The organism is Blastococcus sp. SYSU DS1024 (genome assembly GCF_054050795.1).
The window spans coordinates 200,869-224,918 of record NZ_JBJHAA010000002.1; the positions used below are offsets into that span (position 1 = coordinate 200,869).

Annotated in this window: 25 protein-coding genes; 15 read left to right on the forward strand and 10 right to left on the reverse strand. The window is 75.6% G+C overall.

Annotated features, from left to right (window positions below; all coding sequences use genetic code 11):
* The first annotated feature begins 20 nt into the window (after window positions 1–20).
* A complete protein-coding gene (locus ACI79S_RS02585; RefSeq protein WP_456591879.1) occupies window positions 21–266 on the forward strand; it encodes a hypothetical protein in 246 nt (81 codons plus the stop codon).
* 14 nt (window positions 267–280) lie between these two features.
* Here the strand turns inward: ACI79S_RS02585 and ACI79S_RS02590 are convergent, their stop codons facing one another.
* Both ACI79S_RS02590 and ACI79S_RS02595 read right to left on the reverse strand, forming a co-directional pair.
* Complete coding sequence (locus ACI79S_RS02590; RefSeq protein WP_456591880.1) at window positions 281–799, reverse strand: PGPGW domain-containing protein; 519 nt, start codon at window positions 797–799, stop codon at window positions 281–283.
* 129 nt (window positions 800–928) lie between these two features.
* On the reverse strand, window positions 929–1,198 hold the full coding sequence (locus ACI79S_RS02595) for a DUF2277 domain-containing protein (protein WP_456591881.1): 270 nt from the start codon (window positions 1,196–1,198) through the stop codon (window positions 929–931).
* A gap of 164 nt (window positions 1,199–1,362) precedes the next feature.
* Between ACI79S_RS02595 and ACI79S_RS02600 the strand changes: the two genes are divergently transcribed.
* The 4 genes from ACI79S_RS02600 to ACI79S_RS02615 all read left to right on the forward strand — a co-directional run bounded on the left by ACI79S_RS02600 (window position 1,363) and on the right by ACI79S_RS02615 (window position 4,799).
* Window positions 1,363–1,764 (forward strand): hypothetical protein, encoded by a 402-nt coding sequence (locus ACI79S_RS02600; protein ID WP_456591882.1) that lies wholly within the window; start codon window positions 1,363–1,365, stop codon window positions 1,762–1,764.
* 77 nt (window positions 1,765–1,841) lie between these two features.
* Entirely contained in the window at window positions 1,842–2,741 is a 900-nt protein-coding gene (locus ACI79S_RS02605; protein WP_456591883.1) for an SDR family NAD(P)-dependent oxidoreductase, read from the forward strand.
* A gap of 134 nt (window positions 2,742–2,875) precedes the next feature.
* The gene (locus ACI79S_RS02610; RefSeq protein ID WP_456591884.1) at window positions 2,876–3,796 is read left to right on the forward strand and encodes a bacteriorhodopsin; all 921 of its coding nucleotides are present in this window, start codon (window positions 2,876–2,878) and stop codon (window positions 3,794–3,796) included.
* Window positions 3,797–3,800: 4 nt separating this feature from the next.
* Window positions 3,801–4,799: a Brp/Blh family beta-carotene 15,15'-dioxygenase gene (locus ACI79S_RS02615; protein WP_456591885.1), complete on the forward strand. Its 999-nt coding sequence runs from the start codon at window positions 3,801–3,803 to the stop codon at window positions 4,797–4,799.
* A gap of 122 nt (window positions 4,800–4,921) precedes the next feature.
* Here the strand turns inward: ACI79S_RS02615 and ACI79S_RS02620 are convergent, their stop codons facing one another.
* Window positions 4,922–5,470, reverse strand: coding sequence for a hypothetical protein (locus ACI79S_RS02620; RefSeq protein WP_456591886.1), 549 nt, complete (start codon window positions 5,468–5,470; stop codon window positions 4,922–4,924).
* A gap of 256 nt (window positions 5,471–5,726) precedes the next feature.
* Here ACI79S_RS02620 and eat point away from each other — a divergent pair, with 256 nt between their 5' ends.
* From eat to eutC, 3 genes are read left to right on the forward strand one after another with little or no spacing between them, the layout of a single operon-like run.
* Window positions 5,727–7,139: an ethanolamine permease gene (gene eat / locus ACI79S_RS02625; protein WP_456591887.1), complete on the forward strand. Its 1,413-nt coding sequence runs from the start codon at window positions 5,727–5,729 to the stop codon at window positions 7,137–7,139.
* Window positions 7,136–8,551, forward strand: a complete 1,416-nt coding sequence (locus ACI79S_RS02630; RefSeq protein ID WP_456591888.1) for an ethanolamine ammonia-lyase subunit EutB — start codon at window positions 7,136–7,138, stop codon at window positions 8,549–8,551. The genes eat and ACI79S_RS02630 overlap by 4 nt, the downstream gene beginning before the upstream one ends.
* Window positions 8,548–9,273 carry an ethanolamine ammonia-lyase subunit EutC gene (eutC, locus tag ACI79S_RS02635; protein WP_456591889.1) on the forward strand — a complete coding sequence of 242 codons (726 nt, stop codon included), beginning with the start codon at window positions 8,548–8,550 and terminating at the stop codon, window positions 9,271–9,273. Before ACI79S_RS02630 ends, eutC begins: the two co-directional genes overlap by 4 nt.
* 5 nt (window positions 9,274–9,278) lie before the next feature.
* Here the strand turns inward: eutC and ACI79S_RS02640 are convergent, their stop codons facing one another.
* Together ACI79S_RS02640 and ACI79S_RS02645 are read right to left on the reverse strand one after the other, a co-directional pair.
* Window positions 9,279–9,992, reverse strand: a complete 714-nt coding sequence (locus ACI79S_RS02640; protein WP_456591890.1) for a response regulator — start codon at window positions 9,990–9,992, stop codon at window positions 9,279–9,281.
* On the reverse strand, window positions 9,989–11,572 hold the full coding sequence (locus ACI79S_RS02645; protein WP_456591891.1) for an ATP-binding protein: 1,584 nt from the start codon (window positions 11,570–11,572) through the stop codon (window positions 9,989–9,991). Before ACI79S_RS02645 ends, ACI79S_RS02640 begins: the two co-directional genes overlap by 4 nt.
* Before the next feature lie 161 nt (window positions 11,573–11,733).
* On the opposite strand from ACI79S_RS02645, the gene ACI79S_RS02650 reads away from it, so the two are divergent.
* From ACI79S_RS02650 to ACI79S_RS02665, 4 genes are read left to right on the forward strand one after another with little or no spacing between them, the layout of a single operon-like run.
* Window positions 11,734–12,762, forward strand: coding sequence for a Bug family tripartite tricarboxylate transporter substrate binding protein (locus ACI79S_RS02650; protein WP_456591892.1), 1,029 nt, complete (start codon window positions 11,734–11,736; stop codon window positions 12,760–12,762).
* Window positions 12,759–13,319, forward strand: coding sequence for a tripartite tricarboxylate transporter TctB family protein (locus tag ACI79S_RS02655; protein ID WP_456591893.1), 561 nt, complete (start codon window positions 12,759–12,761; stop codon window positions 13,317–13,319). The genes ACI79S_RS02650 and ACI79S_RS02655 overlap by 4 nt, the downstream gene beginning before the upstream one ends.
* A complete protein-coding gene (locus ACI79S_RS02660; RefSeq protein WP_456591894.1) occupies window positions 13,312–14,853 on the forward strand; it encodes a tripartite tricarboxylate transporter permease in 1,542 nt (513 codons plus the stop codon). Before ACI79S_RS02655 ends, ACI79S_RS02660 begins: the two co-directional genes overlap by 8 nt.
* Entirely contained in the window at window positions 14,850–15,260 is a 411-nt protein-coding gene (locus ACI79S_RS02665; RefSeq protein WP_456591895.1) for a universal stress protein, read from the forward strand. The genes ACI79S_RS02660 and ACI79S_RS02665 overlap by 4 nt, the downstream gene beginning before the upstream one ends.
* 11 nt (window positions 15,261–15,271) lie before the next feature.
* Here the strand turns inward: ACI79S_RS02665 and ACI79S_RS02670 are convergent, their stop codons facing one another.
* Window positions 15,272–15,505 (reverse strand): hypothetical protein, encoded by a 234-nt coding sequence (locus ACI79S_RS02670; protein ID WP_456591896.1) that lies wholly within the window; start codon window positions 15,503–15,505, stop codon window positions 15,272–15,274.
* A 17-nt stretch (window positions 15,506–15,522) separates the two neighbouring features.
* Here ACI79S_RS02670 and ACI79S_RS02675 point away from each other — a divergent pair, with 17 nt between their 5' ends.
* Entirely contained in the window at window positions 15,523–16,152 is a 630-nt protein-coding gene (locus tag ACI79S_RS02675) for a hypothetical protein (RefSeq protein WP_456591897.1), read from the forward strand.
* Window positions 16,153–16,161: 9 nt separating this feature from the next.
* Here ACI79S_RS02675 and cydC read toward each other — a convergent pair whose 3' ends face one another.
* Genes cydC through ACI79S_RS02690 form a run of 3 tightly spaced genes read right to left on the reverse strand, consistent with a single transcriptional unit; the run spans window position 16,162 to window position 22,173 of the window.
* On the reverse strand, window positions 16,162–19,509 hold the full coding sequence (gene cydC, locus ACI79S_RS02680) for a thiol reductant ABC exporter subunit CydC (RefSeq protein ID WP_456591898.1): 3,348 nt from the start codon (window positions 19,507–19,509) through the stop codon (window positions 16,162–16,164).
* On the reverse strand, window positions 19,506–20,549 hold the full coding sequence (cydB, locus tag ACI79S_RS02685) for a cytochrome d ubiquinol oxidase subunit II (protein WP_456591899.1): 1,044 nt from the start codon (window positions 20,547–20,549) through the stop codon (window positions 19,506–19,508). The genes cydC and cydB overlap by 4 nt, the downstream gene beginning before the upstream one ends.
* A 34-nt stretch (window positions 20,550–20,583) precedes the next feature.
* Window positions 20,584–22,173 (reverse strand): cytochrome ubiquinol oxidase subunit I, encoded by a 1,590-nt coding sequence (locus ACI79S_RS02690; protein WP_456591900.1) that lies wholly within the window; start codon window positions 22,171–22,173, stop codon window positions 20,584–20,586.
* A 121-nt stretch (window positions 22,174–22,294) separates the two neighbouring features.
* Here ACI79S_RS02690 and ACI79S_RS02695 point away from each other — a divergent pair, with 121 nt between their 5' ends.
* Together ACI79S_RS02695 and ACI79S_RS02700 are read left to right on the forward strand one after the other, a co-directional pair.
* A complete protein-coding gene (locus ACI79S_RS02695; RefSeq protein ID WP_456591901.1) occupies window positions 22,295–22,657 on the forward strand; it encodes a BlaI/MecI/CopY family transcriptional regulator in 363 nt (120 codons plus the stop codon).
* Window positions 22,658–22,675: 18 nt separating this feature from the next.
* Window positions 22,676–23,599 carry a M56 family metallopeptidase gene (locus ACI79S_RS02700; protein WP_456591902.1) on the forward strand — a complete coding sequence of 308 codons (924 nt, stop codon included), beginning with the start codon at window positions 22,676–22,678 and terminating at the stop codon, window positions 23,597–23,599.
* Here the strand turns inward: ACI79S_RS02700 and ACI79S_RS02705 are convergent.
* A complete protein-coding gene (locus ACI79S_RS02705; protein ID WP_456591903.1) occupies window positions 23,585–23,944 on the reverse strand; it encodes a hypothetical protein in 360 nt (119 codons plus the stop codon). The two genes, ACI79S_RS02700 and ACI79S_RS02705, sit on opposite strands and share 15 nt — an antisense overlap.
* Window positions 23,945–24,050: the final 106 nt, after the last annotated feature.

Genomic DNA, 24,050 nt, shown 5'->3' on the forward strand with positions numbered 1-24,050 from the left:
GGCCGGGGTAGGGGACCGGCATGTCGATGTGGAGCCCGCTGGAACCGAACCTCGGCCAACCGGACGACGGCATCCCCGCCGCGGACCCGGGAGCCGGCGCCCCGCCACCGGCCGAGGGGTTCGGGGAGGGCGGCGAGGAACCTGACCGCTCGCCGGAGACCAACCGTCCCGCGGCGCAGACCGGAAGCGACGACGTCGACCCGCCGGACGACCCGACGTTCCGCACCCCCGACCCGCACGACATCGGCCCTGCGTCGGAGAACTGACCGGCCGGACGGCCTCAGAGACCCAGCGCGATCATGGCCTTGTCGACCAACTGTAAGTGCCCGACGGCCCAGAACGCGACGCCGGCGGCCACCAGCCCGCCGACGGTGACGGCGATCGAAGTGACCGGGTGCTGGCGGGCGTGCCGCCAGGCGTCGAGCGCCTTTCGCCGGAACGTGGCGAAGAAGCGGCGCGCCCAGTCGAACTCCGTCGACCACACCCAGAGGCCGGCGAGCACGGGCGGGATCGTCAGCGGCCCCGGCAGGACCGTCAGGGCGATGCCGAGCAGCACGAGCACCAGCCCGGCCGTGAACACGGTGATCCGGTAGGCGATCGCGACGCCGGGGTTGCGGTGCACCCGCTCCCGGAACGAGCCGGGCCTCACCGGGCGCGGCCGGCCGAGCCCGTCGGTGCAGTGGGCGCACCGGGTGCTGCCGCGGTCTTCGCGAGCGGGCTGCTCGACGGCGCGGTTCCCGGTCACCCGGTAGTCGGCTGCACGGGTGGTGCGCGGTGGAGACGGCACGGGGGAACCCATGGTGGAGGCGCTCCTCGGGAGGGGGAGGAGATGGCTCCTCGGGCCGGACGGCGACAGCCAGCCGGTACCCGGCAGCCGTGACGTTCATGCCGGTGGTGCACAACCGGGTGGTGCAGCGTCGGTCGGAGGTCAGCTGCCGTAGCGGGCGGCGGACCGGGCACGGGCCTTGGCGGCCTCCGTCTCGCGGTCCTTGGGCGGGGCCGTGGTGACGAGGGCGCCGAGGAGCCGGGCCGAGGCCTCGGCCACCTCGGCCACCGCTCGCTCGAACGCCTCGGCGTTGGCGCGGGACGGCTTCGCCGTGCCGCTGATCTTCCGCACGTACTGCAGCGCGGCGGCGTGGACCTCGTCGTCGCCCGCGGGCGGCTCGAAGTTCGCCAGTGGACGGATGTTGCGGCACATGCCGGCAGCGTAGGAGGCGGGCGGCCGGTCCGGACCGCGCCGGAGCGCGCGCCCGGTGGAGCTTCGTGGTGAGCGCCGGGGCCCGCGGTGGCATCGTGGGTGCGGCGGACCGGCGGACCGGCGGACCGGCGGACCGGTGGGCGGGGGAAGCGGGAGGTGGCGCGGTGACCGTGCTGGTGGTGGACGTGGCCAACGTGGTCGGCGCCCGTCCGACCGGTTGGTGGCGGGACCGGGCGGGGGCGGCCGGCCGGTTCCTGGACCGCCTCGCCGAGCTGGCCGGGCAGACCGTGCCCGGGCCCGGCGGGCAGGAGCTGACGTGCACCGAGGTGGTGGCCGTCGTCGAGGGGCAGGCCCGGGACGTACCCGCGCCCGACGGGGTCCGGGTGGTGCGTGCCCGCGGGAGCGGGGACGACGCGCTCGCCGAGGTCGTGCCCGAGCTGACCGGCGACGGGCGGGAGGTGCTCGTGGTCACCGCCGACCGGGGGCTGCGCGCCCGCCTGCCCGACGGCGTCGCCGTGAGCGGACCGGGCTGGCTGCTGGCCGAGCTCGACCGGCGCACCGCATGACCTCCGGGCCGGTCGGGTAGTCGGTTGCGGACAACCGGTGCCCGTGATGCCGGACGCAGCCCAGCGAGGAGTTCCCCGTGCCCATCCCCGACTCCAGCGGAGCACCGCTCACCGTGCTGATCACCGGCGCGTCCAGCGGCATCGGTCGGGCGACGGCCATGCAGCTGGCCGGCCGCGGTGCGCGGCTGGTGCTGGTGGCGCGCGGCCGGTCGTCGCTGGAGGAGACGGCCGACGAGCTCCGTGCGGCCGGTGCCGCCGCGGTCATGGTCTGCCCGGCCGACGTGCTCGACGAGGCGGCGATCGCCGCGGTCGTCGACGGCGCGGTGCGCGAGCTCGGCCACCTCGACGTCGTCGTGCACTCCGCCCAGGTGATGGCCTACGGGCGGATCGAGGACGTGCCGAAGGAGGTCTTCGAGCGGGTCGTCGACACCTCGCTGCACGGCACGGCCACGGTGGCGCGGCACGTCCTGCCGGTCTTCCGGCGGCAGGGTGCTGGGCACCTCGTCGTCGTCAACTCCCTGCTCGGGAACGTGACGACGCCGGTCATGGGCAGCTACGCCGTCGCCAAGTGGGGTCAGCTGGCGCTGGCCCGCGTGCTGCAGCAGGAGACCCGGGACGAGCCCGGGATCTCGGTCTCGATCGTGCAGCCCGGCGGCGTGAACACGCCGATCTACCAGCAGGGAGCGACGTGGGCGGGCAGCACGGGACGGCCCCCGCCGCCGGTGTTCTCGGCGCAGCGGGTGGCGCGCCGGGTCCTCGCCACCGTCGAGAACCCGCGCCGCATCGTGCAGGCCGGGGCGTTCAACCCGTTGATCACCGCGGGGTTCCGGTTCCTCCCCGGCCTCTACGACGTGCTGGTCGAGCCGCTGCTGCGGCGGCTGGCGATGGCCGGGGACGAGACGGAGCCGACCGAGGGCAACGTCTTCCGGTCCCGGCCCGAGGGCAACGCGATCGAGGGCCCCTGGCGCAGCATCTGAGCCGCCGCCCCGGGGTCGTCGGCCGTCCGGTTGCGGACGGCCGGTGCGGGTAGGGGCCCGACACCGTCCCGGCACCGGGTGGAAAGCGGCGGCCCGGTCCGGGAGTCGCCGTCGCGCGACATCCAGGAGTGCGCATGGAGACCCCCGCTCCCGAGCTGCAGACGATGCCCCCCGGCCTCTACGACGTCGTGCAGCTGGCGCTCCTCGGCGCGGGGTTCGCGCTGTTCGCCTACTTCCTCTACGCACTGACCAGCCGGGAGGAGGTGTCGGCGCGGTACCGCCCCTCGGCCTACGCCGGCTTCTGCCTCGCGGCGGTGGCGGCCCTCGCCTACGCCCGCATGGTCAGCAAGTGGGACGCCGGGTTCACGCTGCAGGGCGGCGTGTACGTGCCGAACCCGGAGGCGCTGCACACGATCAGCAGCCGCTACATCGACTGGTCGATCACCGTGCCGCTGCTGATGGTGGAGCTGCTGGCGGTGTGCTCGCTCGCCGGCGCCAGGGCGCGCAACCTGCGCTTCTCGACCATGGCCGCGGCCTTCCTCATGATCGTCACCGGGTACATGGGGTCGCAGGTGATCGCCCAGGGCCGCGACACCACGGCCCTGGTGGTGTGGGGGCTGATCAGCACGGTCTTCCTCGTCTACCTCTACGTCGCGCTGATCGGGGCGGTCCGGGCGTCCCTGCCGACCATGGGCACGGAGGCCGCCACCACCCTCCGCAACGCGACGATCGTCCTGCTCGGCAGCTTCGGCATCTACCCGCTGATCTACTCGGTCCCGGTCTTCGTCGACGTCACCCCGGCCTGGCTCACCGCCATGCAGGTCGGCTACTCGGTGACCGACGTCGTGGCCAAGGTCGGCTTCGGCGTGCTGATCCACAAGGTCGCCAAGCTCCGGACCGCCGAGGACGTCGTCGCCGGCGTCGACACCCACACCGAGCCGGTGTGGTCGAGCAACGTGCACAAGAGCGACGCCGTGCTCCCGGAGCTCACCCGCATCTCGACGGCGGTGATCGGCCGGGCCCGGGGCGAGGACGTCCGCCCCGCCCGCGGCTGACGGCGTGTCCGGGGGCGTCGCCGCCTCGGCGACCGGGCGCGCCCCCGTGGCCCCGTTCGGGGCTCCCGCCCGGGCCGCCACCCGGTGGTCGTGCGTGGCGGCCGGGGCGGCCCTGGCGGTCGAGGTCGCTGTCCCCGGTGGTTGGGGAGCCACCGGCTCGGCGGCGGTGCTGGTCGCCGGACTGCTCCTGGGGCTGCCGCACGGGGCCGTCGATCACCTCCTACCCGCGTGGCGGTTCCGCTGGCGGCCGACCCGGCTCGCCGTCTTCGGGGCCGCGTACGCCGCTCTGGCCGCCGGGGCCTACGGAGCCTTCACCGCCGCGCCCGGCCCGGCGCTGCTGATCTTCGTCCTGGTCTCGGCATGGCACTTCGGCACCGGCGAGTCCGCCTTCGCCGATCTGCGCGCCGGTCGCCCCGTGCGGCCGCGGCCGGCGGCGTCGCTTGTCCTCGGGAGCCTCGTGCTGCTGGTGCCCCTGCTCCGCGGCCTGGGCGTTCCCGGCAGCGACACCGGCGCGCTCACCGAGGCCGTGGCCCCGGGCTGGGGCGGCGTACCGCCCGGAGTCGCGACGGCAGCCGTCGCGGTGCTCCTCGGCGCGGGGGGAGTGCTCGCGTTCGTCCTGGCCCGCCGCCGCCGGTGGCTGGAGGCGGGGGAGGTCGGCCTCCTGGCGGCGGTGGTCCTCGTGGTCCCGCCGTTGGCCGCCTTCGGTGTCTACTTCGGGGCCTGGCACTCCCTGCGGCACGTGGCGCGCGTGCTGACCGAGGACCCGGCGAGCGGCCCCGATCTGGTCGCGGGACGGCTGGTCCTGCCGCTGCGCCGGTTCGCCCTGGCGGCAGGTCCGCCGACCGCCGCCGTCCTGCTGGCGCTCGCCGCCCTCTGGTCCTGGGCGGACGGCTGGCGCGGACTCGTCGCCACGGGCCTGCCGCTGCTGGCGGCGCTGACGCTGCCGCATGTGCTGGCCGTCAGCTGGCTCGACCGCACCCAGCCGCCGCGCTCGACGGGGTGAGCCCGCAGCCGGGCACCGCGCGCCGGGAGGGGCCCGCCCGAACGGGTCAGGCCCCCCGCCGTGCGGCGTCGGCCCCGGGACCCGGAGCACCGGGCGGGTCGCCCGGCCGGGTCAGCGCCTGCTCACCGACCGGCGACGCCCTTGGCCACCTCGCTGGGGCGCTGTTGCTCACCCGCGTACGAGGTGACCGCGACGAGCGCGCCGGTCAGGGCGGGGATGACCCACTGCAGGGTGTCCAGCTGCTGCTGTGCGGCGGCGACGTCGGCGCGGGCCGCCTTGGTGCGCTTGCTCGGCCGGGTCCCGGACCGCGACGGCACCGACCCTGCGGCCGACACCCACTGGCCGAGGACCCGGCTGTACGCCGTCGCGCCGAGGGCTGCGACGGTGAGCAGGGCCTTGATCCCCGACATGGAGGCCACGCCCTCCTGCTGCGCGACCCGCTCCCTGTCCGCACGCAGCTGACCGACGCTGCCGATCAGGTGGGCGCCGATGGCCAGGGCGTTGACCGGCGTCCAGCGGTCCCAGCCGGCGTTGGCCACCCGGCCGGTGGCGGGGTCGCTCCCCGCCTCCCCGGCGGCCGCGTTCAGCGCGACGGCGTTGGCGAGCGTGCCACCGAACCAGGCGGAGAGGCCGAGGTCGTGCAGCGAGCGGGACAGGGTGTGACGGGCCATGAGGACTCCCTGGGAGAGATCGGAGCTGCGGTCATACTCCGGCTGCCCGTGATCACGCGGGTTGCCGGCACCGTGGACGGCGGCGCAGGTGGGGGAGCGACCGTGTGAACAGCATGTTCCGTCCTGTCGCAAGGCATTGCCCGTGCGGCAGGGCAGGGCCAGGCTGACCCCACCCGACCTGCGGGGCTCACCGGAAGGCCGGCCCATGACCGCGGAACCCCGAGTACGTCCAGCCCGGCCGGTCACCCGGCACGGGGTGGAGGCCGAGACGGTCGACGCCGGCTACCACCAGAAGCGGCAGCTGCGGACCGGGACCGCCGGGTGGGTGCTGCTGGCCGGGCTGGGGGTCGCCGCGGTCATCTCCGGTGACTACGCGGGCTGGAACTTCGGGCTGGCCGAGGGCGGCTTCGGCGGCCTGCTGATCGCCGTCGTCCTCATGGCGATCATGTACTCGGCGATGGTGTTCGGTCTGGCCGAGCTCGGGTCGGCGCTGCCGACGGCCGGGGGCGGTTACACGTTCGCCCGGCGCGCGCTGGGCCCCTGGGGCGGGTACGCCACCGGCGTCGCGGTGCTCATCGAGTACGCGATCGCTCCCGCGGCGATCGCCACCTTCATCGGGGCGTACGTCGAGTCGCTGGGCCTGTTCGGCATCACCGACGGCTGGTGGGTCTACCTGGTCGCCTACGCGTTGTTCATCGGCATCCACCTCATGGGGGTCGGCGAGGCGCTGAGGGTCATGCTGGTGATCGCGGGGATCGCCGTCGCCGGGCTGGTCGTCTACCTGGTCGGGGCCGTCCCGGCCTTCGACTCGGCCAACCTGCTCGACATCGCGCCCACCGACGCCGCCGGCGCCTCGGACTTCCTGCCGTTCGGCCTGATGGGCATCTGGGCGGCGTTCCCGTTCGCGATCTGGTTCTTCCTCGCGGTGGAGTGCGTGCCACTGGCCGCCGAGGAGGCCCGCGACCCGGCCCGCTCCATGCCACGGGGCATCGTCGCCGCCATGGGGGTGCTGATGGTCCTCGCCGTCCTGATGCTGGTGTTCACCGCCGGCGCCGGGGGCGCGGAGACCATGTCGGCCAGCGGAAACCCGCCGGTGGAGGCGCTCCAGGTCGCCGGGGCCGCCGGCTGGCTGACCACGCTGATCAACTACGCCGGGCTGGTCGGCCTGGTGGCCAGCTTCTTCTCGATCATCTACGCCTACTCGCGGCAGACGTTCGCGCTGTCCCGGGCCGGCTACCTGCCGCGGGCGCTGTCGGTGACCAACGGCCGCAGGGCCCCGGTGCTCGCCCTGCTGGTGCCCGGCGCCATCGGCTTCGCGCTCTCGCTGACCGGTCAGGGCGCGATGCTGCTGAACATGGCCGTCTTCGGTGCCACGGTCTCCTACGTGCTGATGATGGTCAGCCACATCGTGCTGCGCCGCCGGGAGCCCGACCTGCCCCGCCCGTACCGCACCCCGGGTGGCACGGTCACCACCGGCGTCGCCCTGGTGCTGGCCGCGGCCGCGGTCGTCGCCACCTTCCTGGTCGACCCGGTCGCCGCCCTCTGGACGCTCGCCGCCTACGCGGTCTTCCTCGGCTACTTCGCGATCTACAGCCGCCACCACCTGGTGGCATCGGCCCCCGAGGAGGAGTTCGAGCTGCTCGCCGCGGCCGAGGAGGAGGTGCGATGACGGTCCGCCGGACGACGCTGGGCGGGCACACGTACGAGTTCCCGTCCCTGTCCGACCTGCTCGCCAGGGCGACGCCGGCCCGCTCGGGCGACGTGCTGGCCGGGTGCGCGGCGGAGTCGGCCGCCCAGCGGGTCGCCGCCCAGACGGTGCTCGCCGACCTGCCGCTGGCGACCTTCCTGGAGGAGCAGGTGGTCGGCTACGACGAGGACGAGGTCACCCGGCTCATCCTCGACACCCACGACCCGGCTGCCTTCGCCCCGGTGGCCGCCCTGACCGTGGGGGAGTTCCGGGACCGGCTGCTGTGCTGGGCCGCCGAGGGCGACGAGACCTCGATCAGCGGGCTGGCCCGTGGCCTCACCCCCGAGATGGTGGCGGCCACCTCGAAGCTGATGCGCAACGCCGACCTGGTCGCCGTCGGCCGCCGGGCGCGGGTGGTGACCGGGCTGCGCAGCACCCTGGGCCTCCCCGGGCGGCTGGCGTCCCGGCTGCAGCCCAACCACCCGACCGACGACCCGGTGGGCGTGACCGCGTCGATCGTCGACGGGCTGCTCCAGGGTTCGGGCGACGCGGTGATCGGCATCAACCCCGCCACCGACTCCCCGGACCGGACGATCGCGCTCCTGGAGCTGGTGGACGCCGTGATCCAGCGGTACGACATCCCCACGCAGTCGTGCGTGCTGGCCCACGTGACGACGACGCTGCGGGCGCTGGAGAGGGGCGCGCCGGTGGACCTGGTGTTCCAGTCGGTCGCCGGCACGCAGGCGGCCAACCGCGGGTTCGGCGTCACGCTCGACCTGCTCGCCGAGGCCCGGGCGGGCGCGCTGGAGCTCGGCCGGGGCACGGTCGGGCGCAACGTCACCTACTTCGAGACCGGGCAGGGGTCGGCGCTGTCGGCCGACGCCCATCGCGGCGTCGACGGCCGGCCGGTGGACCAGCAGACCCTGGAGTGCCGGGCCTATGCCGTCGCCCGGCACTTCGAGCCGTTGCTGGTCAACACCGTGGTGGGGTTCATCGGGCCGGAGTACCTCTACGACGGCAAGCAGGTGATCCGGGCCGGGCTGGAGGACCACTTCTGCGGCAAGCTGCTCGGCCTGCCCATGGGGGTCGACGTCTGCTACACCAACCACGCCGAGGTGGACGCCGACGACACCGACACCCTGACGCTGCTGCTGGGGGCGGCGGGCTGCTCGTTCGTCATCGCCGTCCCGGGGTCGGACGACGTGATGCTGCACTACCAGTCGCTGTCGTTCTCCGACGTGCTCACCGCACGGCAGGTGCTCGGCCTCCGGCCGGCGCCGGAGTTCGAGGCGTGGCTCACCCGGATGGACCTGCTGGACGACGCCGGGCGGGTGCGGTCGCTGACCGCCGACGCCCCGGCGGCGAAGGCCCTGCTGGCGGCGGCGCGCTCGTGAGCATCGCCGGGAACGACCCGTGGGCGGTGCTGCGCGGCGCGACCCGGGCGCGGGTCGCCCTGGGGCGCGCGGGCGACGGCCTGCCCACCGCCCGGGCGCTGGAGTTCCGGCTGGCGCACGCGGTCGCGCGCGACGCCGTCCACACGGCCCTGGACCCCGCCCTCGTGCGCGCCGGGCTCGCCGGGCTGCCGGTGCTCGAGGTGCACTCGGCCGCCGCGGACCGCGCCGAGTACCTGCAACGGCCCGACCTGGGACGGCGGCTGGCCCCCGGGACGACGCTGCCCCGCGCGCACGCCGACGTGGCGCTGGTGCTCGCCGACGGGCTCTCGCCGCGGGCCGTGCACGAGCACGGGGCGGCCCTGGCGACCGCGCTGCTGGACCGGCTGGTCGACTGGTCGGTCGGCCCGATCGTGCTCGCCGCCCAGGCGCGGGTGGCCCTGGGCGACCAGATCGGGGCGGCGCTCGGGGCGCGGGTGGTCGTGGTGCTCATCGGGGAGCGGCCCGGTCTCTCCTCGGCCGACTCGCTCGGCGTCTACCTCACCTGGGACCCGCGGCCGGGCCGGGCGGATTCCGAGCGCAACTGCGTCTCCAACGTCCGGCCCCCGCACGGGCTGGGCTACGCCGAGGCGGCCGACGTCGTCGTCCGGCTCCTGACGGCGGCCCGGGAGCTCGGCGCGTCCGGGGTCGCGCTCAAGGACGAGGGTCCGGCGCTCACCGGCTGACGCGCTCAGCCGACCCAGCGGTAGCCGTTCTCCGGTCGGCCCGTGCCGCCGTACCGCGGGAAGACGGCCGCCCGGCCGGTGCGCTCCAGGTGCTCCAGGTACCGGCGGGCGCTGACGCGGGCCAGGCCGCAGCGCTCGGCCACCTCCCCGGCGGAGAGGTCGTCGGCGGGCGAGCCGCGGAGGGTGCGTGCCACGAACTCCAGGGTTCGGGGCGACAACCCCTTCGGCAGGTCGGTGGTGGTCCCGGCGCCGGCCCGGGAGCGGCGGTGCAGCATCCGGTCGACGTCGCTCTGCTCCAGCGCACCCGAAGGCTCGGCGCTGCGGCGGAGCAGCTCGGTGCGGTGCGAGCGGTAGACCTCCAGCCGTTCCCGGAACGTGGCGAGGGAGAACGGCTTGACCAGGTAGTCGACGACGCCGCCGGCCATGGCCTGCCGGACGGTCTCGACCTCGCGTGCGGCGGTGATCGCCAGGACGTCGGGCTGCGGCCCCGGCTCCGACCGGATCCGCCGGAGCACCTCGATGCCGGAGATGTCGGGCAGGTAGACGTCGAGCAGCACGAGGTCGGGTCGCAGGCCGTGCACGGCCGCCAGCGCCTGCGCGCCGCGGTGCACCTCGCCCACCACCTCGAACCCGGGAACGGACTCGACGTAGCCGCGGTGCACCGAGGCGACGGCGAAGTCGTCGTCGACCACCAGCACCCGCACCGGGGTCCCGCTCACGGCGCCACCAGCGCTGCCGGCGCGGCCCCGGCCGTCGTGGGCAGGTGCACCTCGACCCGTGCGCCGCCGGCGGGGGAGTCCGTGATCGTCGCCGTCCCGCCCCGGCGGGTGGCGATGCGCGCGACCAGGGCCAACCCGATGCCGCGGCCGTGGTTGCCGTCCGGTCGGCCCTTGGTCGTGACGCCCACCTCGAACACCCGGTCCCGATCGGCCGGTGCCACCCCCGGCCCGTCGTCGTCCACCCGGACCAGGACCGCGCCGTCGTCCTCCTGGCGCACGAGCACGTCCACCTGCCCGCCGTTGCCGGCGGCGTCGACCGCGTTGTCCACCAAATTGCCCACCACCGTCACGACGTCGTCGCCGAGACCGGCGGGGAGCCGGCTGCCCGCGTCGAGGACCAGCCGGACGCCCTGTTCCCGGGCCACTGCGGCCTTCGCCAGCAGCAGCGCGCTCACCCCGGCATCGGCGACGCTGGTCAGCGGGCCGCCGCCGATCAGCCGGCCGCCGCCGATGCGCTCGAGGAAGGCGATCGCCTCCGCCCGCCGGTCGAGCTCGATCAGCCCCTGGACGACGTGCAGCTGGTTGCTGAACTCGTGGGCCTGCGCCCGCAGCGTGTTCGTCAGGTTGCGCTGGCCGTCGAGCTCCCGCATGGCGCCGAACAGCTCGGTGCGGTCGCGGAGGGTGAGGACATCGGCGATCCGGCGGTTACCGACGACGGCAGGGGTGCGGCTGGCGACCAGCAGCCGCTCGCCCGAGAGCACCAGCTCGTCGGTGACCGGCCGGTCGCCGAGCACGAGCGGGAGCATGGCGGTGTCGAGCACCTCGGCGGCCGGGCGGCCGACGACGTCCGGCGGCAGGTCGAGCAGCCGCGACGCCTCGTCGTTGACCAGGACCACCCGCCCCTTCTGGTCGACGGCGACCAGCCCCTCGCGGATGCCGTGCAGCATCGCCTCGCGGGTCTCCAGCAACCGGGCGATCTCCTCCGGTTCCAGACCGAAGATGCGGCGGCGCAGCAGCCGGACGACGAGCACCGACCCCAGGGCGCCGACGAGCGCGGCGCCGCCGAGCCAGGCCACGAGGGCGGGGGCCTCGCGGCCGAACTCGGCGGCGAGCTCGCGTTCCAGGATGCCGACCGACACCGCACCGATGACCGCGCCGTCCGGGCCGCGCACCGGCACCTTGGCGCGCAGCGACTCCCCGAGAGTGCCGGTCTCGGTGCCGACGAACACCTCACCGGCCAGCGTGGTGCTCGGATCGGTCGACACCCGCTGACCGATCCGGTCGGGATCGGGGTGGGAGTGCCGGATGCCGGCCGCGTCGGTGATGACGACGAAGGTGACCGCCGAGGCCTCCCGGATGAGCTCGGCGAGGGGCTGCAGCGTCTCGCTGGGTTCGGCGGTGCCGTAGGCGTCCACCACGCTGGGCAGCCGGGCGGTGCTGTTGGCGACGGTGAGCACCTGCTGCCGGTAGGTGTCCCGGATCTGCTCCTGCTGGTAGTGCACGGCGACGGCGCCGGCGAGCAGCAGCGTCACCAGCACGATGCCCACCTGGAGCAGCAGGAGCTGGGCTCCCAGGGTCATGGTCCGGCGCACCCGGCCATTGTCGCCGCCCGCACGTCGGATGTGACTGCGACCACAACGACCAATACGACCGGTACGACCACAGGATTTCCCCGCCGTCCCGGCGCTCCTAGCGTCCGGCGCACCACGAGCCGTCCGGCTCCGGGACGAGGAGGTCCTCCATGACAGTCACCCACCGCGCGGTCCACCGGCCGGTCCGCGGGCGCGTGCGTTCGGCATCGGTCGCGGTCGCGGCCGCCGTGGCGGTCGGCCTGACCGGCTGCGGCAGCGAGGGCGGCGGGGGTGGCGCCGGGGGAGGCGCCGACCGCATCAACCGGCTCGCGGTCATGGCCCCGGCGGACCCCGGCGGTGGCTGGGACCAGACCGCCCGGGCCATCGCGGCGGCGCTCGAGGAGGAGCAGCTGGTCGGCAGCACCCGCGTGACCAACGTGGGCGGCGCGGGCGGCACCGTGGGGCTCGCGGAGCTCGCCAACGAGCGCAGCGAGGACTTCCTCATGGTCATGGGGCTGGTCATGGTCGGCGCCGTCGAGACCAACCAGTCGCAGGCCACCCTCGACGACGTCACGCCGATCGCCCGGCTGACCACCGAGGACGAGATCATCGTCGTGCCTGCGGCCTCGCCGTACCAGAGCGTCGACGACCTGGTGGAGGCCGTCCGCACCGAGGGCCGCGGCGTCTCGATCGCCGGCGGCTCGGCCGGCGGTACCGACCACATCGCGGCCGGGCTGCTCTTCCAGGCCGCGGACCTCCCGATCGAGGACCTCAACTACGTCGCGTTCTCCGGCGGCGGGGAGTCCCTGGCGGCGCTGCTCGGCGGTCAGGTGGACGCCGGCATCTCCGGCGTCGGCGAGTACGCCCAGCAGATCGAGGCGGGGGAGCTGCGGGCCCTGGCGGTCACCGGGTCCGAGCCCGTCGAGGGCATCGACGCGCCCACCCTCACCGAGGCCGGCTACGACGTGGAGCTCACCAACTGGCGGGGCGTCGTCGCGCCACCCGGCATCTCGGACGAGGCGCGGGAGCGGCTGCTCGCCCTCGTGGCGGAGATGCAGGAGTCCGAGGCCTGGCAGAGCGAGGTCGAGGAGCGCGGCTGGTCCGACGCCTACCTCGCCGGTGAGGAGTTCGAGGCATTCCTGGCCGAGGAGCGCCAGCGCGTCCGTGGCGTGCTGGAGGACATCGGGCTCGTCCAGTGAGCACCGCCTCCGGCTCCGGCGCCGCCGCCTCCTCCGGGGGAGCGGCGCCGGAGCGGGGCGGTCGCGCCCGGACCTGGTCCTGGGGCGAGGCCGCCATCACCGCGGGGCTGTTCGCCGTGGGGGTGTTCACCCTCGTGGAGACGACGTCGATCACCGTTCCCGGCTCGGCCAACGTGCTGGGGCCGCGGGCCTTCCCGTACGCGGTCGGCGTGCTGCTGATCGGCGCGTCCCTGGCGCTCGCGGTCAGCCTGGCGCGCGGGCAGCACGGGCACGCCGAGGAGGGCGAGGACGTCGACGCGGGCGCCCGCACCGACTGGGTCACCGTGGCCAAGCTGGTCGCCTCCTTCGCGGCGCTGGTGCTGCTGATCGAGCCGCTCGGCTGGCCCATCGCCGCCACCCTGCTGTTCGCCGGCACGGCGTGGGCCCTCGGCGCCCGCATCGTCCGCGCCGCCGTCGTGGGCGCGGTGCTCAACGTCGCCGTCCACGTGCTGTTCGTGCAGGTCCTCGGGCTGTTCCTGCCCGCGGGACCGCTGGAGGGGGTGCCCTTCTTTGGGTGACATCGGCCTGCTGATGGACGGCTTCGCGGCCGTCCTGCAGCCGCTCTACCTGCTGTACGCGCTGCTCGGCGTCACCGTCGGCACCGCCGTCGGCGTGCTCCCGGGCATCGGCCCGGCCATGACCGTGGCCCTGCTCCTGCCGCTCACCTACAGCCTGGAGCCCGCCGCCGCCCTCATCCTGTTCGCCGGCATCTACTACGGCGGCATGTACGGCGGCTCGACGACGTCGATCCTGCTGAACACCCCCGGCGAGGCGGCATCCATCGTCACCGCGCTGGAGGGCAACGCGATGGCCCGGGCGGGGCGGGGGGCATCGGCGCTGGCGACGGCGGCGATCGGCTCGTTCGTCGCGGGCACCATCGCCACGATCGCGCTGACCTTCCTGGCGCCCGTGGTGGCCGACCTCGCCGTCCAGCTGGGCCCGCAGGACTTCGTGGCGCTCACGGTGCTGGCCTTCCTCACCGTGGCCGCGATGTTCGGGGCCTCGCCGGCGCGCGGGATCGCCGCCCTGGCGGTCGGGCTGCTCCTGGCCATGGTCGGCACCGATTCGCTCACCGGGCAGCAGCGCTTCACCTTCGGGCTGCCGGCGCTGGCCGACGGCATCGACGTCGTCGTGGTGGCGGTCGGCATCTTCGCCGTCGGCGAGGCGCTCTACGTCGCCTCCCGGATGCGGAAGGGGCCCCTGCCCCTGGTGCCCATCGGCGGCAGCTGGATGAACCGCGAGGACTTCCGGCGCTCGTGGAAGCCGTGGCTGCGCGGCGCGGCGGTCGGGTTCCCCATCGGGACCATCCCGGCCGGCGGCGCGGACGTCGCGACGTTCCTCTCCTACTCCATGGAGCGGAAGCTCTCGAAGCGGAAGGAGGAGTTCGGCCACGGCGCGATCGAGGGCGTGGCCGGCCCGGAGTCGGCGAACAACGCGGCGGCCGCCGGCGTGCTGGTGCCGCTGCTGACCCTCGGCCTGCCGACCTCCGCGACGGCCGCGATCATCATCGTGGCCTTCCAGAGCTACGGCATCCAGCCCGGCCCGCTGCTCTTCGAGCAGGAGGCGCCGCTGGTCTGGACGCTGATCGCCAGCCTCTACATCGGCAACCTGCTGCTGCTGGTGCTGAACCTGCCGCTGGTGGGGGTCTGGGTGAAGCTGCTGCAGATCCCGCGCCCGTACCTGTACGCCGGCATCCTCACGTTCGCCGCGCTCGGCAGCTACGCGGTGGGCGCCTCGACCGCCGACATGATCCTGCTGTTCGCGGTGGGCGTCCTCGGCTGGGGCATGCGGCAGTTCGGCTTCCCCGTCGCGCCGGCCGTCGTCGGTCTGATCCTGGGGCCGATCGCCGAGGAGCAGCTGCGGCGGACCCTGGCGATCAGCCAGGGCGACCCGAGCGCGCTGATCACCAGCCCGTTCGCCGCGATCGTCTACACCCTGCTCCTCGTCTTCCTGGCTGCCGGCGTGTACGTCAAGCGCCGGCAGGCGCGGGTCGAGGCGGAGCTGGGCGAGGCCCGGTCCGAACCCGTGCCGGCAGAGGGGAACCGCTCGTGACCATCGTCGTCGGATACGTGCCCAAGCCGGAGGGGCGGGCGGCGCTGCGCGCCGCGGTCGAGGAGGCGGACCTGCGCAACGAGCCGCTGCACGTGCTCAACACGTCGCGGGGGGACGCCTACGTCGACCCGTCCTACGCGACCGCCGAGGACCTGTCCGAGGTCCGGCGGTTGCTCGAGGAGTCCGGCGTCCCTTTCACGCTCGAGCAGCACGTGGGTGGGCGCGACGGTGCCGAGGAGGTGGTCGCGGCGGCGCACCGGCTCGGCGCCTCGCTGATCGTCATCGGGCTCCGCCGGCGGTCGCCCACCGGCAAGCTCATCTTCGGCAGCGACGCGCAGCGGATCCTGCTGGACGCCGACTGCCAGGTGCTGGCCGTCAAGGCGGGGGAGGCCGACGGCCGCGAGTGACGGCGGGCCGCTCAGCGGCGGCGCAGCGCCCGGGCCAGTCGGTGCTTCCGGCCCCCGGTGAGCTCAGCGGCGGTCGCCGGGGCCGGCTCCTGCGGCTCCGGGGCCGCCGCCGCCCGCTCGTGCAGGCGGGCCCGCACGTCGTCGGGGGTGTAGGCGCGGCGCTGCCGCTCGTCGCGGGCGAGCACGACCCCGCCGGCGGTGACTCCCGCGAGGCCGGCCAGGCCGAGCAGCTTCCAGAGGCGCACGTCCGTACGGTAACGCCGTGCCGACGCTGACCCTGGACGAGGCGGTCGACCTCACCCGCACCGGCGACGTGTGGATCTTCCGCGGCGCGTCCGTCGCCGACCGGGCCATCCAGACGCTGACCAACGCCCCGGTGAACCACGTCGGGATGGCGGTCGTCCTGGAGGACCTGCCCCCGCTGCTGTGGCACGCCGAGCTCGGCCGCTCGCTGCCCGACGTCTGGAGCGGCCGGCACCAGCGCGGGGTGCAGCTGCACGACCTGCGCGACGCCGTCGTCACCTGGCGGGTGAAGTACGGCCAGCGGGCCTGGCTGCGCCAGCTGGTCGGGCCCTCCGACGACGGCGGGGTGACCCCGGCCATGGAGGACGCCGTCCTGCGCACCATCGCCCGCATGGACGGCCGGCCCTTCCCGACGACCCGGCGGCTGGCCGGCGGCTGGATCAACGGCCGGCTCCGGCGGGGCACCAGCACCGAGACGGTCTACTGCGCCGAGCTGGTCGCGGCGACGTACACGGCGATGGGGCTGCTCCCCGCCGACCGCCCGGCCAACTCCTACGACCCCGGGAGCTTCTGGTCCGGCGACGACCTCGAGCTGCGGCAGGGCGCCCGCCTCGGGCCGGAGATCCCTGTGGACGTCCCGAACGGCTGACCGGACGTCTCAGGCGGGCGTGCGGGCAGCCGTCTCGCCGAGCCGGACGACGGTGTCGCCGGGCCGCTGCAGCTCGTCGTGGGTCACGCAGACGACCACCCGCCCGGCCAGCGCCGCCCGCAGGTCGCGCACCAGCGCCGCGCCGGTCGGGGCGTCGAGGTGCGCGGTCGGCTCGTCGAGCAGCACGACGTCCCGGTCGGCCAGCAGCGCCCGCGCGGCGGCCAGCCGCCGCCGCTCGCCGCCGGACAGCGCCGCGCCGCCGGTGCCGACGGGCGTGTCCAGGCCGTCGGGGAGCGTGGCGAGCAGCCCGCTCAGCCCGGTCGCGGTCAGGGCGGCCCGCATCCGTGCCTCCCCGGCCGGGCCGGCGAGCTCCCCGCGGGGCGCGGCCAGCGCGAGGTTGGCCCGGATGGTGGAGGCGAACACGTGCGCCTCCTGCGGCAGCCAGGCCATGCGGCTGCGCAGGGCCTCGCCGGTCAGCCGCTCGGTGGGCACGCCGTCGACGAGGTAGCGCCCGGCGCGGGGGCGCAGCGCCGCCATGAGCACCGCCAGGAACGTCGACTTGCCGGTGCCCGACGGACCGCGCACGACCAGCCAGCCCGAGCCGGCCCCGGCCTCGGTGTCCACGCCCTGCAGCACGTCGGGCCGGCCGGGCCAGCCGGCGACGAGACCCTCGGTGCGCACCGACGAGATGCCGGCCGGCGCCGGCAGCGGATCGGCGGGGTCGGCGGCGACCGGTGCGGTGAGGACGGCGTCGAGACGGGCCTGCGCGTCGGCGAGCGCGCCCCGCCGCTGCAGCGCGGCGACCAGCCCGGTCAACGGCTCGGCGAGCGCCAGGGGAGCCAGCGCGAGCGCCGCCAGCGCGGGGCCGGAGAGGCCGCCCGCCCAGGCTGCGGCGGTGCCGAGCACCGCGGCGAGGCCCGTGCCCAGCACCACCAGGCCGGTGCCCAGGGCGGCGGCCCGGTCGCGGGTGCCGGCACGGGCGGCCTGCCGGGCGGCTGACGCCCCGAGCTCCTCGGCGGCGCGGGCGGCCAACCCGTGCGCCCGCAGGTCGGGCAGCCCCTCGAGCACCGTGCTGGTCTCGCGCAGCGCCGCGACCCGCAGGGCGGTCTCCGCGCGGGCGGCGCCGGCGTCGAGGCCGTGGTGGGCGAGCAGGACGGCGCCCACCGTGGCGGCCAGCACGGCGGCCACCACGACCGCGGCGGCCGGGTGGATCAGCGCGAGCACCGCGACGGTGACCGCCGGCACGACCGCGGCGACCAGCAGCGGAGGGCGGACCCGGACGGTGAGGTCCTGGACCACACCGACGTCACCCACCACGCGGGCCAGGGCCGAGCCCGGCGTGCGGTCGGCGGCCAGGCCCTGGGCGGCGAGCGCCCGCCAGACCCGTACCCGGAGGTCGCCGGCCTGCCGCAGCGCGGCGTCGTGCGCGGCCATGCGTTCCAGCCAGCGCAGCAGGGCCCGGGCGAGGCCGAAGAAACGGACGCCGGCGGTGAGGACCAGCAGGGTGAGCACCGGCGGCATCTCCGCAGCCCGCACGATCAGCCAGCCCGAGGTCGCGGTGAGCGCGACCCCCGCGCCGGAGGAGAGGGCGCCGGCGAGCACCGCGCGCCGCAGGGCGCCCGCGGTCGGGGCAGCCGGCGACGGTTCGGGCAGCGCGGCGGTCACGGTGCGCCGCCGTGCCCCGGGCGCCGGGGCGGCGGCGGTGCCGGGTGCGGTGGGGGAGGGGACGGGCAGGTCGACGGCGCGGTCGGCGAGCGAGGCGAGCACCGGGTCGTGGGTGACCAGCACGATGGTGACCGTGCCGCGCAGCGACGCGAGCACGGCTGCGACCAGCCCGCGGGCGTCGTCGTCCAGGTGGGCAGTCGGCTCGTCGAGCAGCAGCAGCCGGGCGCCGCGGCGGACCCGCACGAGTGCCCGGGCGAGCGCCACCCGCTGCAGCTCGCCGGGGGAGAGCGACTCCGGCGCCCGCCCGGCGAGCCCGTCGGCCTCGACGCGGCGCAGCGCCTCGATGACGTACGCCTCGGCGGCGATCTCGTCGATCCCCGGCTCGGCGGCCGCGTGCCGGCGCAGCTCGTCGGCGACGGTGACCCCGGTGGTGCGCGGGAACTGCGGCACGACCGCGACCGGGCCGCCGCCGGCGAGCGAGCCCCCGACGCGGGCAGCCGGGTCGGGAAGCCCGGCGAGCGCGGCCAGCAGGGTGGACTTGCCCGAGCCGCTCGGGCCGCGGAGCACGACCAGCTCGCCGGGGCGGACGACGAGGTCGGTGGGCGGCAGGGCGGGGACGGCCCGTCCGGGGTACGTCACGGTCAGGCCGGCGACCAGCACGTCGGCGCCGCGCGGGTCGTCGTCGTCCGCGGGGGCCGGAACGGGAGCACCGGCGGGCGCAGCCAGCACCGCGCGCGCCTCGGCGGCGGCCAGGGCGGCGTCCTCCGAGGCGTGGTGGGCCGCGCCGAGCGCACGCAGCGGGGCGAAGGCCTCGGGGGCGAGCAGCAGCGCGGTCAACCCCAGCGCGAGGGCCAGGTGCCCCTCGACCAGCCGGACGCCCACGGTCACCGCCACGAGCGCGACCGACAGGGTGGCGATCAGCTCCAGCACGAGCGCCGAGAGGAAGGCGATCCGCAGCGTGGCCAGCGTCCGGGTGCGGTGGGCCTCGCCCAGCGCGGCCAGCGCCGCCGTCTGCTCGGCGGCCCGGCCCAGCCCGACCAGCACGGGCAGGCCGCGCACCAGCTCGGCGACGTGCGCCGCGATGCGGTCGAGGGCCCGCGCGGAGTCGGCGGTCGCCGCCTGGGTGTGCCTGCCGACCAGCACCATGAACAGCGGCACCAGCGGGAGGGTGACCGCCACCAGCACCGCCGAGAGCAGGTCGGCCCAGGCCAGCACCAGCAGCAGCGCCGGCGGGACGACGACGGTCTGCGCCAGCGCCGGCAGGTAGGTGGCCAGCGCCGGCCCGAGGTCGTGCAGCCGGGTGGTGGCGAGCACGGCCGCCGGCGCGGGGCCGCCGGCCGCGGCCACGGCGGCCGGGGACGACGCGAGCCGGTCGACCAGCTCGCGGCGCAGCAGGTCCTCGGCCCGGCGGGCGTCCCGGGCGGCCAGCGCCTCGCCGAGGCCGCCGGAGAGCGCCCGCACCGCGGCCCCCGCGGCGGCGAGCGCCAGGGGCACGGTGGGTGAGCCGTCGGAGAGCCCCGCGGCCCGGGCGACGGCGTGCGCGAGGCCGGCGGCCAGCAGGACCAGGCCACCGGTCTGGACGAGGGCGGCGAGCGCGGCCCGGACCAGCGCACCGCGCAGCCCGGGGACACCGGCCAGCGCCCCGAGGGGGCCCCGTGCGCGCGCAGGGGCCCCGGCCGCGGGACCGCTCACGCCGGGACCTCGCCCGGGGCCGGGGCCCGGCCCGCGCCGGGCGCGTCCTCGTGCTGCGGCTCGGCGGTCAGCCGCTGGCGGAAGACCCAGTAGGTCCAGGCCTGGTAGCAGAGCACCACCGGGAGGCCGACCGCCGCGGCCCAGGTCATCACCGTGAGCGTGTAGTCGCTGACCGACGCCTCGGCGATGGTCAGGTCGAAGGCGACGTCGAGGGTCGACGGCAGGACCACGGGGTAGGCGGCGCCGAAGATCGTCGCCGCGGCGGCGACGAGGAACACCGCCCACGCGGTGAACGCCGCCCCCTCGCGGTCGAGCTTCATCCGCGTCCAGGCCAGGACGACGGACGCGCCGGCGAGCACCCACAGCGCGGCGGTGATCGTCGTGCCGTACCGGAGGTGCACCAGGCCGGCCCACGCCAGCAGGGGCAGCGCGGCGACCGGGGCCCAGCGGAGCGCGAACGCCCGCGCCCGCAGCCGGACGTCGCCGTCGACCTTGAGCGCCAGGAACAGCGCGCCGTGCACCAGGGAGAAGGCGAGCACCGCGACCGCGCCCAGCAGCGCGGGCCACCCGAGGCCGGAGAGGACGCCGCCCACCCGGTTGCCGTCACCGTCGATCGGCATGCCGAGCGTGGTGGCGCCGAGGGCGGCGCCGATGCCGAGGGAGGCGATCAGCGAGCCGGCGGTGATCACGTGCGTCCAGCTGGTGTCCCAGCGCGCGTCGTGCGACTGGTGCCGCCACTCGAAGGCCACCGCCCGCACGATCAGCCCCAGCAGCACGAGCAGGAACGGCAGGTAGAGCGCCGGCAGCCAGGTGGCGTACCAGCCGGGGAAGGCGGCGAACACCGCGCCGACCGCGGTGATCAGCCACACCTCGTTGCCGTCCCACAGCGGGCCGATGCTGCGCAGCATCAGGTGCCGGTCGGCGGGCTTGCGGCCCAGCACGGGCAGGAGGGCGGCGACGCCGAAGTCGAACCCCTCCAAGAGCAGGAAGCCGATCCACAGCACGGCGACGGCGGCGAACCACAGGGTCTGCAGGTCCATGACTCTCGTCCTCGGGTCTCTGGCGTCAGCGGGGTCAGTAGGCGAACTGGAGGACGTCGTCGTCGGGGGTGCGGCGGTCGCGGCCGTCGCCCCCGACACCACCGGCGTCGCCGTCCGGGCCCTCGCGGCGGTCGTCGTCGCGGCCGGTGCCCACCGGCGTCGGGCTGGTGTCGCCGGAGGTGATCCCGGCGCGGATGAAGCGGGTGAGCAGGCCGACCTCGACGACGGCCAGCACCCCGTAGACGAGGGTCAGCGCGGTCAGCGACGTCCAGACCTCGCCCGCGGTGACGCCGGGCGAGACCGCCTGGGCGGTGAAGAACCAGATCTGCTCGTCCACCGGCACGTCCGGGTTGGGGACGACGACGAACGGCTGGCGGCCCATCTCGGTGAACACCCAGCCCGCGGCGTTGGCCACGAACGGGGCACCGACGGCGAGCAGCGCGCCGTAGACGCCCACCCGGGAGGTCGGGACGCGCCCCCGCCGCGTCGACCAGAGCGCGTAGGCCGCCACGCCCGCCGAGATCGCGCCCATCCCGATCATGAGCCGGAAGCTCCAGTAGGTGACCGCGAGCAGCGGCTGGTAGTCCACCGGCTCCCCGGCCAGCGCGCCGAAGCGCGACGGGTCGTCGGGGTAGGTGGCGCCGTAGACCTCGGCGTACTCCTCCTGGAGGTCGTTGACGCCGGGCACCTCGCTGGTGAAGTCGTTGTGCGCGAGGAGGGACAGCAGACCGGGGACGGTGATCGAGTGGACGTCGTCGCACTCGTTGGAGCCCAGCTTGCTCCACGCGAAGATCGAGAAGGAGGCGGGCGCCTCGGTCTCGCACAGTGCCTCCGCCGAGCTCATCTTCAGCGGCTGCTGCTGGTACATCAGCTTGGCCTGCCAGTCACCGGTGAGGGCGACCAGCACGAAGGCCACCAGCGACACCCAGCCACCGATCCGGACCGAGCGCCGCCAGACCGCGTGGTCGATCTCGTCGGCCGGGCGCCCGGCCAGCTTCCGCCGGCGCAGGTGCCACAGCCCGACGCCGACCAGCAGCGCGCCGGCGACCATGAGGGCGGCCACGATCGTGTGCGTGAACGCGGCCAGCGCGGTGTTGTTCGTCAGCACGGCGAGGAAGTCGACCTGCACGGGGCGGCCGGTCGCGTCGTCGGCGACCACCCCGACCGGGTGCTGCATCCAGGAGTTGGCGGCGATGATGAAGTAGGCGCTGACGGTCGAGCCGATGACCGCCGCCCAGAGGGTGGCCAGGTGCACCTTCTTCGGGATCCGGCCCCAGCCGAAGATCCACAGCCCGAGGAAGGTGGATTCGAGGAAGAAGGCCAGCAGGGCCTCCAGCGCCAGCAGCGAACCGAACACGTCGCCGACGAAGCGGGAGTACTCGCTCCACGCCAGCCCGAACTGGAACTCCTGCACCAGGCCGGTCGCGACCCCGAGCACGAAGTTGATCAGGAAGACCTTGCCCCAGAACCGGGTCATCCGGAGCCACTCGGGCTTGTCCGTGCGCACCCACATGGTGTGCATGACGGCGACCGCGAGCCCCAGCCCGATGGTCAGCGGGACCATCAGGAAGTGGTAGACGGTCGTGATCCCGAACTGCCAGCGCGCCACGTCCAGGACGTCCACGGCACCTGTCCCCTCGTCGTCGAGGCCGACGTACTATCGACACGTTCTTTCTACGCTTCGTAGAAGACGTTTTCTACGACACGTAGAAGAGCGCGGTGTGATTCGCCGGACAGGAGGACCGATGGCTTCGCTGGGAGAACTCGAGCGCGCCGTCATGGAGCGGCTGTGGGCCGCCGACGGCCCGGTGGCCGCGACCCGCTTGCGGGACGAGCTGGCCGATCGCGGTGTCGCGCTGACCACGGTGCACACCGTGCTGACCCGGCTGGAGCAGAAGGGGTTCGTCGTCCACGACGGCGCCCGGCCCCGCGGGTTCTCCGCCCGCGCCAGCCGGGAGGACCACGCGGCCCAGGTGATGCGCGAGGTGCTCGGTCAGGCCGCCGACCGGCAGGCCGTGCTCGCGCGGTTCGTGGGCAGCGTCGACGCCGAGGAGGCGCGCCTGCTGCGCGAGCTGCTGGCGGGGCCGGCCTCCCGCGACACCGCCTGACCCCGCGCGTTCTCCGCCGTGCTCCCCGCAACCGCGGCCGCCCTCGCCGCGCTCGCCGCCCTCCTGGCCTGGCCGGTGCCGGCGCTGCTGGCCCGGTCCCGCTGGCCCGCGCGCGACCCGCTCGTCGCGTTGCTGTGCTGGCAGGCGATCGGGCTGGCCGGCGGCCTGTCGATCATCGGCGCGCTGCTGGTGCACGGGCTCGCGCCGTGGGGGCACTCGCTGCCCGAGGCGGCGTGGGCGGTGGTGACCGGGCACTCCGCCGTCGACCGGGTCCGGGGCGACCACTGGGTGACGCTGACCCTCGCCGGCGTGCTGGCCTTCGAGCTGGTCGGGGTGCTGGTGCTCAGCTGGGCGCGGATCGCCCGCACCCGGCGCCGGCACCGCGCGCTGCTGGAGCTGGTGGTGCAGCCGGCCCCGCAGCCCGACGCCCGGCTGCTGGAGCACCCGGCCCCCGTGGCGTTCTGCATCCCCGGGGCCCGGCCGCTGCTGGTGCTCTCCTCCGGCATGGTCGCCGAGCTGGACGACGAGCAGCTCGCCGCCGTCGTCGCGCACGAGCGGGCGCACCTGGGCGAGCACCACCACCTGCTGCTCCTGCCGTTCGTGGCGTGGAAGGCAGCGCTGCCGGTGCTGCCGGCGGCCGAGCGTGCCCACGGCGCGGTCCGGGAGCTGGTGGAGATGCGGGCCGACGACGTGGCGCTGGGGTCGCTGCACGGGGCCGCTCCCCGGCGCACGCTCGCCGAGGCGATCGTCGCGGCCGCGGGTGGCTCGGGCGGCGTGCCGAGCGGGGCCCTCGCGGTGGCCGGGGCGGGGGTCCGGGCCCGGGTGGTGCGGCTGCTCGAGCCGGCCGACCCGCTCCCGCCCGCGGCCCGCACGACCGCCCTCGCCGCCGCCGTCCTGCTGCTGCTCCTGCCGACGGCGCTCCTGCTGCTACCGGCGCTCTGACCTCGCCAGCCGCTCCCCGGCGAGCGCGGACGCCGCCGCGAGGCCGCCGCTGACCAGTGCGGCCCGGCGGTAGCGGGGGAGGGCGAGGAGGGGCAGCATGCTGGCCGCGTGCAACCCGTCCACGGCCGCCGCGAACCGCAGCACCCCCGGGGTCGGGGAGACGAGGGCCGCCCCGTGCTGGGCCACCAGCCGGGCGCCGAGCACCCGGGCGATCCAGAGCCGATCGCGGGGGAACCGCGGATCGACCGCGGCGACGGTCGCGGCCGGCCGCAGTGCCAGCGCCAGGCCGGCGGTCAGCCCGGCCGTCGCGAGGGCGCGTGCCGCCGCTCTCCGCACGTTCCTCATCGGATTGACCTCCGGGGGCGGTAGGTGGGTCCGCGGACAGTTGCTCTCTGCCCACGCAGGCGGGGCAGAGAGCAACTGTGCCCGGAGTGCCATCCGGAGCCGGCGG

Coding starts and splice junctions, on each gene's coding strand:
- ACI79S_RS02585 (WP_456591879.1), top strand. CDS start 21: ATGTCGATGTGGAGCCCGCTGGAACCGAACCTCGGCCAACCGGACGAC.
- ACI79S_RS02590 (WP_456591880.1), bottom strand. CDS start 799: ATGGGTTCCCCCGTGCCGTCTCCACCGCGCACCACCCGTGCAGCCGAC.
- ACI79S_RS02595 (WP_456591881.1), bottom strand. CDS start 1,198: ATGTGCCGCAACATCCGTCCACTGGCGAACTTCGAGCCGCCCGCGGGC.
- ACI79S_RS02610 (WP_456591884.1), top strand. CDS start 2,876: ATGGAGACCCCCGCTCCCGAGCTGCAGACGATGCCCCCCGGCCTCTAC.
- ACI79S_RS02620 (WP_456591886.1), bottom strand. CDS start 5,470: ATGGCCCGTCACACCCTGTCCCGCTCGCTGCACGACCTCGGCCTCTCC.
- ACI79S_RS02630 (WP_456591888.1), top strand. CDS start 7,136: ATGACGGTCCGCCGGACGACGCTGGGCGGGCACACGTACGAGTTCCCG.
- ACI79S_RS02645 (WP_456591891.1), bottom strand. CDS start 11,572: ATGACCCTGGGAGCCCAGCTCCTGCTGCTCCAGGTGGGCATCGTGCTG.
- ACI79S_RS02650 (WP_456591892.1), top strand. CDS start 11,734: ATGACAGTCACCCACCGCGCGGTCCACCGGCCGGTCCGCGGGCGCGTG.
- cydB (WP_456591899.1), bottom strand. CDS start 20,549: ATGGACCTGCAGACCCTGTGGTTCGCCGCCGTCGCCGTGCTGTGGATC.
- ACI79S_RS02695 (WP_456591901.1), top strand. CDS start 22,295: ATGGCTTCGCTGGGAGAACTCGAGCGCGCCGTCATGGAGCGGCTGTGG.
- ACI79S_RS02705 (WP_456591903.1), bottom strand. CDS start 23,944: ATGAGGAACGTGCGGAGAGCGGCGGCACGCGCCCTCGCGACGGCCGGG.